The organism is Vibrio tarriae, from assembly GCF_002216685.1.
Classification (GTDB): Bacteria; Pseudomonadota; Gammaproteobacteria; order Enterobacterales; family Vibrionaceae; genus Vibrio; species Vibrio tarriae.
Genome location: NZ_CP022352.1, coordinates 889,049 through 902,892, shown reverse-complemented (window position 1 = coordinate 902,892; position 13,844 = coordinate 889,049). Strand labels below are relative to the sequence as shown.

At 49.8% G+C, this 13,844-nt stretch carries 9 protein-coding genes and 2 pseudogenes; 6 read left to right on the top strand and 5 right to left on the bottom strand.

The features are described 5' to 3' along the window. The first annotated feature begins 204 nt into the window (after window positions 1-204). Together CEQ48_RS04565 and CEQ48_RS04560 are read left to right on the top strand one after the other, a co-directional pair. Window positions 205-1,407: an aromatic amino acid transport family protein gene (locus CEQ48_RS04565; RefSeq protein ID WP_089070406.1), complete on the top strand. Its 1,203-nt coding sequence runs from the start codon at window positions 205-207 to the stop codon at window positions 1,405-1,407. 227 nt (window positions 1,408-1,634) lie between these two features. Then, window positions 1,635-3,056 (top strand): annotated as a pseudogene (locus tag CEQ48_RS04560) (methyl-accepting chemotaxis protein). Window positions 3,057-3,146: 90 nt separating this feature from the next. Here the strand turns inward: CEQ48_RS04560 and galE are convergent. Further along, on the bottom strand, window positions 3,147-4,163 hold the full coding sequence (gene galE, locus CEQ48_RS04555; protein ID WP_000866935.1) for a UDP-glucose 4-epimerase GalE: 1,017 nt from the start codon (window positions 4,161-4,163) through the stop codon (window positions 3,147-3,149). 326 nt (window positions 4,164-4,489) lie between these two features. Between galE and CEQ48_RS04550 the strand changes: the two genes are divergently transcribed. The 3 genes from CEQ48_RS04550 (at window position 4,490) to CEQ48_RS04540 (ending at window position 6,944) form a co-directional block, all read left to right on the top strand. Beyond that, window positions 4,490-5,230 (top strand): 5-oxoprolinase subunit PxpA, encoded by a 741-nt coding sequence (locus CEQ48_RS04550; RefSeq protein ID WP_089070405.1) that lies wholly within the window; start codon window positions 4,490-4,492, stop codon window positions 5,228-5,230. Between the two features lie 3 nt (window positions 5,231-5,233). Further along, a complete protein-coding gene (locus CEQ48_RS04545) occupies window positions 5,234-5,944 on the top strand; it encodes a 5-oxoprolinase subunit B family protein (RefSeq protein ID WP_089070404.1) in 711 nt (236 codons plus the stop codon). Window positions 5,945-6,014: 70 nt separating this feature from the next. Then, on the top strand, window positions 6,015-6,944 hold the full coding sequence (locus CEQ48_RS04540) for a 5-oxoprolinase subunit C family protein (RefSeq protein WP_089070403.1): 930 nt from the start codon (window positions 6,015-6,017) through the stop codon (window positions 6,942-6,944). Window positions 6,945-6,980: 36 nt separating this feature from the next. On the opposite strand, the gene CEQ48_RS04535 is transcribed toward CEQ48_RS04540, so the two are convergent. From CEQ48_RS04535 to CEQ48_RS04520, 4 genes and pseudogenes are all read right to left on the bottom strand, one after another. Then, the gene (locus CEQ48_RS04535) at window positions 6,981-8,414 is read right to left on the bottom strand and encodes an FAD-dependent oxidoreductase (RefSeq protein WP_089070402.1); all 1,434 of its coding nucleotides are present in this window, start codon (window positions 8,412-8,414) and stop codon (window positions 6,981-6,983) included. Window positions 8,415-8,522: 108 nt separating this feature from the next. Continuing rightward, window positions 8,523-9,688: pseudogene (locus CEQ48_RS04530) on the bottom strand (nucleotide sugar dehydrogenase). 390 nt (window positions 9,689-10,078) lie between these two features. Then, window positions 10,079-12,526, bottom strand: coding sequence for an ABC transporter permease (locus CEQ48_RS04525; protein ID WP_089070401.1), 2,448 nt, complete (start codon window positions 12,524-12,526; stop codon window positions 10,079-10,081). Then, a complete protein-coding gene (locus tag CEQ48_RS04520) occupies window positions 12,523-13,200 on the bottom strand; it encodes an ABC transporter ATP-binding protein (protein ID WP_089070400.1) in 678 nt (225 codons plus the stop codon). The genes CEQ48_RS04525 and CEQ48_RS04520 overlap by 4 nt, the downstream gene beginning before the upstream one ends. Here CEQ48_RS04520 and tesA point away from each other — a divergent pair. Then, window positions 13,199-13,798 carry a multifunctional acyl-CoA thioesterase I/protease I/lysophospholipase L1 gene (gene tesA, locus CEQ48_RS04515; protein ID WP_157724684.1) on the top strand — a complete coding sequence of 200 codons (600 nt, stop codon included), beginning with the start codon at window positions 13,199-13,201 and terminating at the stop codon, window positions 13,796-13,798. The two genes, CEQ48_RS04520 and tesA, sit on opposite strands and share 2 nt — an antisense overlap. Window positions 13,799-13,844 lie beyond the last annotated feature (46 nt).

Below are 13,844 nucleotides of genomic sequence, written 5' to 3'. Positions count from 1 at the left end.
AAGGTTTCTTTGTGGTAAAAACCTCAGTCACACAAAGTGTAAATTATTAATTACAGTTTCGGATTTAAACTTTTACAAACAAATTGACGCAAATCGAAAGCTTCTACAGAATAGCCAAAAATTAGCGAAATGAGATTATTAATCGGTCAAATTTCGCACAAACCACTAAGCGCAACATCTAATAACGTATAAAAGAGTTTACATATGACGCAATCAAAGCTTTTAGGCAGTACTTTGATTATCGCGGGCACCACGATTGGTGCAGGAATGCTAGCTCTGCCTCTAGCTTCCGCCGGTATTGGCTTCTCAACCTCATTGATGATTATGCTCGGCTTGTGGATGCTGATGGCATTTACTGCATTGCTGATGGTAGAAATCCACCAGTACGCGGATAAAGAGGCAACTTTGCATACTCTCGCCAAACAGATTTTAGGCGATAAAGGTAAATGGGTAGCGACGTTCGCTATGTTATTTTTGTTTTACTCGCTGTGTGCGGCCTACATTGCTGGCGGCGGCGCACAATTTACCCAACGAATTACCGATTTCACCGGCGTGAACGTTGAAAGTTCGAGCGGTACTTTGCTGTTTACCTTGATTGTCGCTTTGGTCGTCACCGTTGGAACAGGCACAGTGGATCGCGTCAATCGCGTATTATTTGCCGGAAAGATGATCGCTATGGTAGCGGTACTGTTTTTCCTGGCGCCCAACGTTTCGCAGTCTTACTTACTGAGTATGCCGATTCAGCAGGGCTTGATTGTCGCGGCCATTCCCGTCATTTTTACTTCCTTTGGTTTCCACGGCAGTATTCCTGCGATTGTGAATTACTTGGATGGTGATACCCCTGCGCTGCGCAAAGCGATTTTGATCGGCTCTGCGATTCCGCTAGTGATTTACATTTTCTGGCAGTTGGTCACTCTTGGGGTAGTAAGTCAATCTGCCCTACTCGACAATATGGGGCTCACGGCGCTCATCGGTGTACTCTCGACCACGGTGCACCAATCGAATCTTGGCAACATCATCGGTGTTTTCGCTGACCTTGCTCTACTCACCTCGTTTTTGGGTGTTAGTCTAGGTTTGTTTGAATTTATGGGGGATTCTCTACGTAACCAACAAGGTAAAATGAACCGCCCATTAGCGTCTGTCGTCACTTTCTTACCACCACTGATTTTTGCACTGTTCTACCCGCAAGGCTTCATTATGGCGCTGGGCTATGCCGCGATTGCGCTCGCCATTCTGGCCATCTTTTTACCTCTGGTGATGGTGATCAAAGTGCGCCAACAAGCCACCGAGCAACACTATCAAGTTACAGGGGGCAAGGGGGCCCTGCTTGTGACAGGTTTGGTCGGGCTGCTCATCATCGGCGCACAGCTATTGATTACGTTAGGCATACTCCCCGCTCTCGGTTAACCCTAACGCTCCCCTTATGACTTAGGTAGCGTTTAAAGATAAAAGCAGATTTTAAGGGCGAATAGGCTTCTATTCGCCCTATTTTTATGCAACTCGACTTCTTGATGCAAATCTCATTATTGAAATAACCCTCTCTTATTCTTTCATTTTTATTGAACATGAATCTCACTTTTGTCACTTGAATATGATTAACTTGTGCCAGCTATTTTTGCTATGCAGGAGCCATCATGAGAGAAATTCAATTCAGGACGATTGACCGAGTGTTCATTCGCATGTCGATTAACGACAAAATGTGGGTGATCTTTTTACTGTTTTTAAGCGCAATCACCACAATTGCAGGTATGCGCTATTGGCACACTCTTGCCAGCATTGAGCAGCAGTCTCAATTGGCAGTGGAATACAAATTACAAGGGCTACTCAACCATCCCGACCCTAGCCAACTTTCCGTACTGAAAGTGCAAAATCGCGTAAGCGACACGATCTATTCACAAGGTGTCGTCACAGCCAGTGCCACCAGCGCAAACGGTCAGGCCTATGCCTATACGGAATCAATGAAACAGTATGAGCAGCCGGCTCGCGAGCAAGCCCTGCGCAGCTTTTTACTCACCTATTTGTGGGCCATTCCTTTTGCCATTTTCACTTACTGGGTCGCGACCTTTATTGGTGGTGCCTTGTGAGTGCTTTACACCACCACCCAAAAAATCGCTGAAGGCGATCTTACGTCACGACTCGGTTTCCATCCCGGACGTGATGAGTTCGGTACGATTGGTTGTGCGCTCGATAAAGCCATGGATACACTTGCAGAACTGATTGTGGCCGTAAAACAAAACAGCGCCACACTACGTGACACCGCAATGACTTTTGCTCACGAAGTGAAAGAATCGGAAGTACAGATTCAGAATCAATACAGTTCGCTCGATTCGGTGGCCACCGCGATGGAAGAGATGACGGCTTCAGCAGCCGAAGTTTCGACGACCTCACAGCGTGCCACCGAACAAACGGAACAAGACACCAAGCAGGTTGAACGCAGCCAGCAGCGAGTAAGAAAAGCGATTCAAGATATTGAACAGCTCTCACGTTACATCGCCCAAGCGTCATCCTCAGTCGAAACCCTCAACACCAATGCAACGCAGATTAATGCGGTGATCACCACCATCAATGCCATTTCAGAGCAAACCAATCTTTTGGCACTCAATGCCGCCATTGAAGCAGCTCGCGCCGGTGAACAAGGTCGAGGTTTTGCGGTGGTTGCCGATGAAGTCCGCACTTTGGCCAGTCGCACTCAATCGGCCACAGTGGAAATTCAAGCCATGATTGAAAAGCTACAGGTGGAAAGCCAAAACATCGCCAAACTTACCGAGCAGACGGTGAGCCAAGCACACACCAGCAGCCAATTGGTCAGTGAAGTAGGTAACGATGTACAAGCCATCGCGCATTCGGCGCAGCTTATCAATGATCTCAGTGTGCAAATTTCCACTTCAGCCAGCGAACAGAGCTCGGTTGCCAGCGATATTTCATCCGAACTAAGTGATATTCGCAGCCAGTCCAACACGCTGCGCCGTGTTGCAGAGCAGACATCGCAAGGTGTCAGTGAAATTACTCAAGCGACACGCAATTTAGGAGAGATCCTCGCGCGCTACCGCACCTAATTTAGGTTTCAACTCAGCGATGCGCATAAGCAAACGCCCATCATGATTGATGGGCGTTTGTATTCAATAGCAACAGTCACTAATGACTGTTTAAGCTTCTGGGTAGCCTTGCGGATTATTCGACTGCCAGCGCCAAGTATCTTGCGTCATTTCATCTAAGGTGCGGGTTGCTCTCCAGCCGAGATCTTGCGCAGCTTTTGTCGGGTCAGCCCAGCACTCCGCGATATCCCCCGGACGACGTTCCACCAGTTTATAAGGAACAGCGCAACCCGAAGCCGCTTCAAACGCTTTCACCATTTCAAGCACGCTGTAGCCATTCCCTGTGCCTAGGTTGTAGATATGCAGACCCGCACGAGTGCCGACTTTTTGCAGCGCGGCAATATGACCGTCCGCCAGATCCATCACATGGATGTAGTCACGCACCCCTGTGCCATCTTTGGTCGGATAATCGCTACCAAACACGGAAAGATACTCGCGGCGCCCTACCGCAACCTGAGACACAAACGGCATCAAGTTATTAGGGATGCCTTGTGGATCTTCACCCAACTCGCCAGAGGGATGAGAGCCAACCGGGTTAAAGTAGCGCAGTAGCGTAATACTCCAGTCTGGGTTAGCTTTTTGGAAATCGGTCAAGCACTCTTCCACCATCAACTTGCTGCGCCCGTATGGGTTGGTCGCGCTGGTTGGGAAAGATTCGGTGATCGGCACAGACGCAGGATCGCCATATACCGTTGCAGATGAGCTGAACACCAGCGATTTCACGCCCGCTTCACGCATCGCCGCCACCAAAACTAAGGTGCCATTCACGTTGTTATCATAATATTCGAGCGGTTTTTGTACGGACTCACCCACCGCTTTGAGGCCCGCAAAATGCACAACCGCCTCAATGTTATGCTGCTGCATGAGATCAACCAGCAAAGCTTTATCACGGATGTCACCTTGAACAAACTGAGGGCGAATGCCAATCACTTTTTCAATACGATCAAGGACCGTTGCTTTACTGTTGTACAAATTATCGAGGATCACTGGGGTCATTCCCGCTTGGATCATCTGAATACAGGTGTGACTGCCAATGTAACCCATGCCACCTGTAACCAATACTTTCATACCTAGCCTCCTTCATGTTTTCGGCGATTGTAACGGCTTTTCAGCGATCGCCAAAGCATTGATGCCTCTGGATTTTAAAAATAGGTTGCACTATACCTGAAGACATCATGTTAAATCTGAGATCCACACTTAAGTTCTTAGAAACGACGTTTCATTTTTAGCTATTTCCGCTTTTCATGGTTAATACAAAAGCAACCGATGAGATTCCTGATGATGTGGGATGCTCTGTAAACACGCAAATTTCTCAATGAGAAAGCGAATTCGGCTGACGAAATCACTCTTTTTCGCTACTTTAGCGGGCAGAGTTTACAGAAGGATGTACATCAGTGAGCAAACGGACAATCCAACTCAATTGCGATATGGGCGAAAGCTTCGGCGTCTGGACTATGGGGGCCGATGAAGAAGTGATGCCTTGGATTGATATGGCCAATATCGCTTGTGGCTTTCACGCGTCCGATCCTCATGTTATGAGCCGTACGATAGATTTAGCGCTTGAGCATGAAGTGATGATAGGTGCCCATCCTAGCTACCCAGATTTGCAAGGATTTGGGCGCCGCTCGTTGGCGATGAATGAGCAAGAAGTGAGTGAAATCATTCTTTACCAAGTCGGCGCACTGAAGGCGCTGTGTGAAAGTAAAAATGGCCAATTGAGCTATGTGAAGCCTCATGGCGCGCTGTATAACGACATGATGAGCGACCCGAGCATCTTTCGTGCGATGGTCGATGCCGTTTCCTGTTTTAACCTGCCTTTGATGGTGCTCGCTTCTGCCAACAATCAAGACTATCTCGATATTGCGGACCGTTTTGATGTACCCCTGCTGTTTGAAGCTTTTGCCGACCGTACCTATCTCGCCAATGGCAAGCTGACACCGCGTTCACAACCCAATGCGGTACTCAGTAGCGAAGAAGCCATTCTCAACCAAGTGCGACAAATCGCCCGTTACGGCAAAGTCACCAGTTCTGATGGGTTCGTCATCCCGATTGAAGCGGATACTTTATGTGTGCACGGCGATAACCCAAACGCCGTGTCGCTCATCGCCAGAATTCGTGCTGCGTTGGATGAGTAGGCCATGTCCATCCCGTTTGAAATTGAGCCGATTGCAGAAGGCAGCATACTGGTGCGCTTTCTGCATCCGGCTGATGCAACCTTAGCGATGCATATTGGCCAATGTGCGCATGACATCATGCAGAGTTTGGCCTATGGACTGATGAACGTCACTCCTTCTTACACCACCTTGCTGATTGATTATTTACCCTACCGTTTAACACAAAAGGAGTTGGTGGCGCAGTTGACTTTACTGCTTAATCAACCGCGACAGGCCAACCACGCGAACGCCAATCTCATTGAGCTCCCCGTGTACTACCATCCTGATGTGGGACTTGACCTCATTCGCTATCAGGAACAAGGGCTTGCATTAGCAGAAGTGATTCAGTTGCATACCTCTGTGACTTACACGGTGGCGGCGATTGGCTTTGCTCCCGGATTTGCCTTTATGACTCAAGTCGCCGAGCCGCTGCGCCGCCCCAGACGTGCTACCCCGCGCCTAATGCTCCCCAAAGGCAGCGTAGGGATTGCCGAGCAACAAACGGCCATTTATCCCAACGCCTCTCCGGGCGGCTGGAACATTATCGGTAACTGTCCGCAAACCTTGTTTGACCCGCAACAAGAACCGATGTCACCGTGGCAGATTGGCACTCAAGTACGATTTCGCTCGATTCGACGTGATGAGTTTATTCAGTTGGGCGGTGTGATTGAGCCGCACTCAATCCACAGAGCTTAAGATGGCCAACACCGGAGCTGCCTCAGGTAACAGAGGAATAAGCAGGGAATATTTTCCATAAGGAAGGAACATGCTAGGTAAGCTGCACGTGCTCAAAGCGGGGCCTCTCACGCTACTTCACGACTTGGGTCGCTATGGGTTCAGTCATTTCGGGATCACCCCTTCCGGCCCTATCGATGAATACGCCTACAGTTGGGCTAACCATTTACTCGTCAATCCCGTCAATTGCGCCACCTTAGAAATCACGCTCGGTCCAGCGGAATTTCTTTTACGCAGCGACGCGCAATTGGCGATTGCCGGTGGCGATCTCAATGCCACGCTAGACGGTCACCCCATCGCCAGTTGGAGCCGATTTTATGCCAAGCAAGGACAAACGCTGCGCTTTGGTTTACCACGCAACGGGCTACGCGCCTATCTTGCGGTTCAAGGAGGGTTTACGGTCTCCCCACAACTGGGCTCTGTATCTACCCATGTTCGGCAAGGCTTAGGGGGACTGACGTCGCAAGGGCTGGCGCTGCAAACGGGTGATGACTTAGCATTTTCCGCGCAGCAGATTGCCCAGAAACCGGTGCAGATGACGTTTCGTTTTCGACCTGATTACAACTTACCTCTGCGACTGCGCGTGATTGAGAGTTACCAATATCAAGCGTTTTCACCATCCGCGATGGAAAGCTTCTACCGCAGCGAGTTTATCGTGACCCCAAACAGCGATCGCATGGGCTATTGCTTGCAAGGTGAAACCATATCGCCACCGGATCAAGCCATTCTCTCTGAGGGGATTGCCTTGGGGGCGATTCAAGTTCCGCCGAATGGTCAGCCAATCATTTTGCTCAATGATCGGCAGACGATTGGCGGGTATCCCAAGCTAGGTTGTGTGGCGAGAATCGATCTGCCCCGTTTAGCGCAAGCCAAGCCGGGACATTCAGTACAGTTTGTCGCTGGCGATCTCGCTGGGCTTCAAGCGGTATGGTGTCAGTGGGCACGATTTTTCGGTTACTGATCCTTTCCGTTTTTTGAAACTTCCGTTATTGAGACTTTAAAGCCCATACACCTTGGCTAACGCGGCGGGATAACCACGCGCGTGGCATAAGCGTATCGCCTGCTGCTCCACCTGCTGCGCAGTGAAGGCCATACTGCATGGATGCTCAGCCTCAATCGATAACTCACCAGCATCTGGCTTGAGTTGCCAAACCGCAACCAATTGGCGAGCGGCTCTCAGCGCCGATGAACCTTTGACCACTTCGAGTCTCGCGTACTGATTGGCTTCAAAACTGACGTCCGCCGCACGCAGTGTCACATCGTCACCGGGGATCTGCTGCGCACCAAATAGCGGTGTGCCCGCAAACTCCGCATTATCAAAACTGGGCACAAAGCGGCTCATATGCTGTATCGCACGCACAGTGCGATCTTTTTGTGCCGACATCGGCCAGCCACGCTCAATCTTGTGTTGCAGATACAAAGGCAGCTGTGGCTGCGCGGATGTCGGAGTCGAGGCGACCAAACCATCCGCAAACAAGGTGATGGATTCCGTCATGCCATGCAGTTGGAACGTGCCATCGGCATAAGGGGTAAGCTGCGCCATGCCATCTTCGCTACCACGTGGGCCATGGAAAATCACTTCTGGCCACCACTGATGACATGCAGGCCAGTGAGTGACATACGCCGCTTTAAACTCCACCAAACGTTGTCTGTGGTGGCGAGCCATATCGTCCACCCGTCCTGTCTCAAAGCCACAAGCATTGACCAGATAATCCACAGTTTGAGTATGGCGCTCCCCTTGCGCATCAAGATAAGTCAATCGCCACTGGTGGTCTTGAAACGTGGCATCCACCAGTTCAGTGCGCAACATCACTTGGCAATTGGGTAAGGCTTCGAGAGTCAGATCGACACTGGCCGCTAAGCGAAACACACTCCAACCGTATTCTTGAACCAACACGACAGGATATTTGAGCTGTGTAAGATCGGCATGCTGAGCAAACGGAATCACCCACTCATCATCGCTTTGCGGTGGATTGGCTTGTTGCTGCTGCGCCAAACGCTCTAACTCTTCACGCTGATACAAGCGATAGTAATTATCGACCGCGCCGAGCACTTGATTGGCCGCATCTTGCTCCACCAACTTACGATACGCGTTTTGAATGGTCACTAAGCGCGGCAGAATTTCTTCGGGTTGACCCAGATCGGATTGCGGGATAGCAATTAAGGTTGGGCGAACATTTAAAGTGTGTGGATAAAGGCGTACCGTTTCAATTGACTGCTCCAATAGGTCGATACACTGCTGCTCGGGAATTTCTCGATAGAGATTGCCCCCGGCATGCAGATGACAAATCGGTGGCCCACTGACTAAACCAGCACTTTTTTCCATCAGGACAACATTGAGTCCCAGCTCACCCAAATGGACGGCCGCCGTCGCACCAGCAATACCGCCCCCTATGATAGCAATTCGGGGATCTTGAGATCGCAATGTCATATTTTACCTACTGTTACATCAAGGCTAAGAAATGTGGTCGCCATTCTAAAGGGTATGAAACGTTAATAAAATCACATTTTTTACGCGGACTTATCCTCGGCCGATCACTCAATCCTGACCAAACAGGTCACGGGTGTAGATTTTTTCCGCGACATCCTCCAGCTCAGCCACCCAGCGATTGGTCACTATCACCTCGGCCATGGCTTTAAACTGGGCAAGATCGCGAATCACAGGTGAGCCGTAAAAGGTCAATTCATTCAGCACGGGTTCGTAAATCACCACTTCTACCCCCTGTGCTTTGATTCGTTTCATGATGCCTAAGATGGATGAAGCTCGAAAATTGTCAGAGCCAGACTTCATGATTAAGCGGTAAATACCAACTACTTTCGGGTTGCGGTTCAAGATGGAAAACGCAATATGGTCTTTGCGCGTGGTATTGGCATCGACAATCGCACGGATCAGGTTATTAGGTATATCCTCAAAATTGCGCAGTAACTGGCGAGTGTCTTTCGGCAAGCAGTAACCGCCATAACCAAAAGAAGGATTGTTGTAATGGTTACCGATGCGAGGATCTAACCCTACGCCTTCGATGATCTGTTTGGTGTCTAACCCATGGGTTTCCGCGTACGTATCCAACTCATTAAAAAACGATACACGCATTGCAAGATAGGTGTTGGAGAAAAGTTTGACCGCTTCAGCTTCGGTCGAGTGAGTCAACAAAATCGGAATATCCATTTTTTTGCCCCCTGAGCCAACAAGGTTGCAAACGCTTGGCCGCGCTCCGACTTTTCTCCAACAATGATCCGAGATGGGTATAAGTTGTCATACAAGGCACGCCCTTCGCGTAAAAACTCTGGCGAAAAGATCAGGTTGTTACAGCAGAGCCGTTGTTTGATGCGTTTGGTGTAACCCACAGGCACGGTGGATTTAATCACCATGATGGCCTGTGGATTGATCGCCAACACATCATCAATCACCGCTTCCACGGTTCGTGTATCAAAGTGATTGGTTTGTGGGTCATAGTCGGTAGGCGTGGCGATCACGACAAACTGTGCGTCTTGGTAGGCGTCTCGTTTATCGCAAGTCGCTCGAAAATTAAGGGGTTGATGCTGTAGAAAAGATTCAATTTCGGGATCGGCGATCGGTGAAATCTTATCATTAATCTGCTCTACTCGGCTGACCACGATATCCAATGCGACCACTTCATTGTGTTGAGCAAGCAGTATTCCATTCGATAATCCTACATACCCCGTTCCTGCAATGGCAATTTTCATGGTGGTTCCCTTTCACTTGATGCCCTTTCTCCCAACCCAAGCGGTTATCGGGAGAGATTCAAGTTTTACCATGCCATACAAAATTGACGATTTAGTGACTGCAAATGGCTTGCCTAATTTGACCTTAAGTAACAAAAACAACCTGTAACATAAGGTTTTTTGATCAAACACACTCATGGCTCACAAAGCGGATTTTTAGCCGAAAAAAAGTCAAAAAAAACGCTTGACTGAGATTTGCCATTTTTCCCTTTTCACCACTTTGTGAATAACCGATCCTCGCAAACCTCGGCCACTACGGGGCTGGCAACCCAACCCCCTTCATCCGCTACTTTACTTATCCCAAAAGTTATCCACTGATTTTGTGGATAACTAACCCATTTACCCCAATGCTCAATCGCTGAAGGCTTTATTGACGGGGGCTAACAGGCGTTTCAACAAACTGCTCACAACCACAGCAAGTGTGCAAAAAGTCAACGCAGGGAGCACGAACCACAGCGCCATATGCAGACTCGGAGTCAGGCTAAATCCCCATTTCATGACTGCAGCGACGACTGCATCAGCACTCACGCTGGCCACTAACCCTCCGACTAACGCCATCACCCCATACTCAGCCCAAATGGTGTGCATAACTCGGCGGCGACTCGCCCCTAACGTGCGATACAGGCGGATCTCCTGCTGACGCTGACTGAGACTTAAGCGCAGCAAAGTAAAAATCAGCAATACCCCTGCTAGCACACCGAGTGCCGCCAACACCGTCACAGACCAAACAATTTGGGTCAACAAGGCTTGGATTTTGGCTCCCATGGTGCGAATGTCCATCAAGCTCACCGTCGGGTGTTGCCGTGAGAGCTGACCGAGCAACGCATCATGTTCGGACTGAATGCGGAAGCTGATCAAATAACTGGCTGGCAAGTTTTGCACCACGTCCGGACTAAAAATGAAGTAAAAATTGGGCTTCATTTCACGCCACTCGACCTGACGAATGGTGTTCACTTGCGCGCTCACCGTTTGGCTATTGATCATAAACGTCAGCGTATCCCCAAGTTTAAGCCCGAGGTCGCTCGCCACTTCCTGCTCAACCGATACGCCATTTTGGCTTTGCCACTCTCCTTGCAAAATGGGGTTGTAATCGGGTAACTGCTCTGCCCAGGTTAAATTCAGCTCACGGCGCAGCGCATCTGAACTCTCTTCACCATTTTGCGCGTATTGTTTCGCCTCTTGACCGTTAATATGCGTTAAGCGTCCACGCATGATGGGATAAGCAGCAGAGCGCTCAATGCTTGCTGTATCTAATGCCGCAAGGTAACTGGCTTTTTCGGATTCACTGATGTTGAGTGCAAACGCATTCGGCGCATTTTCCGGCAAGGTGCGCTGCCAATCTGAGAGCAAATCGGTACGCACTAACCAGATGATGGCGAGCAACATCAAAGAGAGGGCTAACGCGCCAAACTGCAAACCACTTGCTGTACCAGAGCGGTTAATTCGGCTCAGAGCCAATGCCATAGCAGGATTGAGCGGTAGCTTAGCCAGCAGACGAGTTACAAGAACACTGACCACCGCTAACACCGCAAACAGCACCACAATACCGATCAGCACAATCCAGATCAGTTGGTTTTGCCAATACACCAGCAGTAGCGGCACAATCGGTACCATGATCAGCAGTAGATTGCGCTGCCAACGAGTTTGCGCCGCCACCGGCTGCATAACCGCAACCGCACTCACGCTCAATAGACGCCCCAGCGGGATCCCCAGAGCCGGCACCGCAATCAATAAGCTGCTGGCAAGTGCAATCCACAGCGGACGCAAACCGTAACTGGGGAGCGGGTCGGGCAACAAATCTTTTAGTGGTAAACGTAACAACGACTCCAGCCCAACACCAATGACGCTGCCCAACACCACCGCAAATACCAATAACAATCCAACTTGCAACGCTAACCAACGGCGTAACCAGCGGCGACTTGCTCCGAGACTTTTTAACATCGCAATCGTATGCGTGCGGGTGGAAACGTAATGCTGACAGGTCAGCACTAGGGTGGTCGCGGCCATCAAGATCACAATCGCTACAGTCAGGGATAAATACTGTTGAGTGCGTTCAAACACCTCATTAGTGCGGCTGCCACTTTCTTGATCGCGCCAGCGATCGCTCGCCGTTAAGCTCACTTGTTGTTTTATCGATTCAATCGCAGAGTCATCACCAGTCATAAATAGGCTAAATTGCACCCGACTCCCCGGCTGAATCGCGCCAGTTTTATCCACATCAGAAGCATGGATGTAAACCGATGGCATTTGCTGGAATGGGTTAAAGCTCAGTCCTGGTTCTTCCAACACTTCGCCGCTGACCACAAAGTCCGCATCACCAATCGTGACATTGTCACCGATATTCACTCCTAACTGATCTTTGACTCGCGGCTCAAGCCAAAGTTGGTTACTCGCCACATGATTAAAGGTTTGCTGACCATCACTTAAACGCATCTCACCACGCAATGGATAAGCACTATCTACCGCTTTGACAGTGACTAACTGCATGCCTTGATCGCTAAAGGCCATAGTCGCAAAACGGGTCATTTGTGATGTTTGACTGGCTTGCTGCGCGGTCAGGGTCAATAAGGACTCAGGAAGTGGGTTGCCCGAAACAAATACCGTGTCAGCGGTTAACGCATCACGCCCTTGTTTCACAATCACTTGCTCCATACGCTGCGCGAGTGCGGTTAATGCAAAAATCGAGGCAATGATTAAGGTCAGCGCAACAGTCACCGGCCATAACTGCCCGTGACGAATTTCACTTAAGCTCCAACGCAACAAGCGGCGATTGAGCGATGCGGGAGGCAAGGCCTTCATACGCGCTCCTCCAGTTCACCCGCTTGCATGAAGAATCGGCGCTGACAACGCTGCGCGAGTTTAGGGTCATGCGTCACCAGCACTAGTGTGGTGCCGTGTTCACGGTTCAGTTCAAACAGTAAATCAATCACTTTTGCAGCTGTTTCTTGATCCAAATTGCCCGTTGGCTCATCAGCAAACAGCACTTGGGGGCTTATCATAAATGCGCGAGCAATCGCTACGCGTTGCTGCTCACCGCCCGACAGTTGTGCGGGCGAATGGTGCATTCGATGCTCCAAACCGACCGCTTTGAGCAGCTTCTGGGCGCGCTCGCGATCCTCCGCCTCACCTTTTAACAAACAAGGCAGAGTGACATTTTCTAGCGCCGACAGGCTCGGAATAAGCAGAAAACTTTGGAACACAAACCCAACGGATTCACTGCGCAGTGCGGCGCGGGCTTCATCATCCAGTTGTGAAAGTGGCTTCCCCAACAGATACACTTCCCCTTCACTTGGCGTATCTAACCCCGCCAGTAGCGTCATCAGCGTCGATTTTCTCGCGCCGGATGCACCGACAATCGCCACACTTTCTCCCGCTTGAATCGAGAGATTCACCTGTTTAAGGATTGTTAAATGCTCCTGATTAGTGGAGACTAATTTGGATAGTGATTGCGCTGAAATGATGGATGATTGCATGACTCGACTACTTTCCTTTTTGTTTGTTGTTCTCTTTTCTGCTGCAGCCAGCAGTAAAACGTTATTGGTACTCGGCGACAGTTTAAGCGCAGGGTACGAAATGCCTATCGAACAAGCTTGGCCAAGTTTACTGGCCGAAGAGCTAGTGGAACAGGGTCAAACCGTTACCGTAGTGAACGGGAGCATTTCTGGTGATACCACAGGCAACGGGCTCGCCCGCCTGCCCTCTCTTCTGAGCCAACATCAGCCCGATACCGTACTGATAGAATTAGGAGCCAACGACGGTTTACGTGGTTTCCCACTGCAAACGGTCACTCATAACCTCACCACTATGATTGAACAGATCCAAGCTCAAAACGCAAAAGTCATCTTAATGCAGATCCGTATCCCACCTAACTATGGCAAACGGTACAGTGATGCGTTTTACCAGATCTATCCTAGCCTAGCTGAGCAGTTTTCTATCCCGCTTATCCCGTTCTTTCTTGAGCAAGTGATCCTCAAACCAGAATGGATGATGGCAGATGGTTTACACCCCAAACCTGAAGCGCAGCCTTGGATAGCCAAGTTTGTGGCCGAACACCTTGCCGCACATTGGTAACACCATCCACCGATTTACTGGTTTAGCTCAATAAAATTTACTCAGC

Bases quoted from the DNA above. Each gene is read 5' to 3' on its own strand.
- CEQ48_RS04520 (WP_089070400.1), bottom strand. From the start codon at position 13,200: ATGCAATCATCCATCATTTCAGCGCAATCACTATCCAAATTAGTCTCC.
- CEQ48_RS04545 (WP_089070404.1), top strand. From the start codon at position 5,234: ATGTCCATCCCGTTTGAAATTGAGCCGATTGCAGAAGGCAGCATACTG.
- CEQ48_RS04540 (WP_089070403.1), top strand. From the start codon at position 6,015: ATGCTAGGTAAGCTGCACGTGCTCAAAGCGGGGCCTCTCACGCTACTT.
- CEQ48_RS04565 (WP_089070406.1), top strand. From the start codon at position 205: ATGACGCAATCAAAGCTTTTAGGCAGTACTTTGATTATCGCGGGCACC.
- CEQ48_RS04535 (WP_089070402.1), bottom strand. From the start codon at position 8,414: ATGACATTGCGATCTCAAGATCCCCGAATTGCTATCATAGGGGGCGGT.
- tesA (WP_157724684.1), top strand. From the start codon at position 13,199: ATGACTCGACTACTTTCCTTTTTGTTTGTTGTTCTCTTTTCTGCTGCA.
- galE (WP_000866935.1), bottom strand. From the start codon at position 4,163: ATGAAAGTATTGGTTACAGGTGGCATGGGTTACATTGGCAGTCACACC.
- CEQ48_RS04525 (WP_089070401.1), bottom strand. From the start codon at position 12,526: ATGAAGGCCTTGCCTCCCGCATCGCTCAATCGCCGCTTGTTGCGTTGG.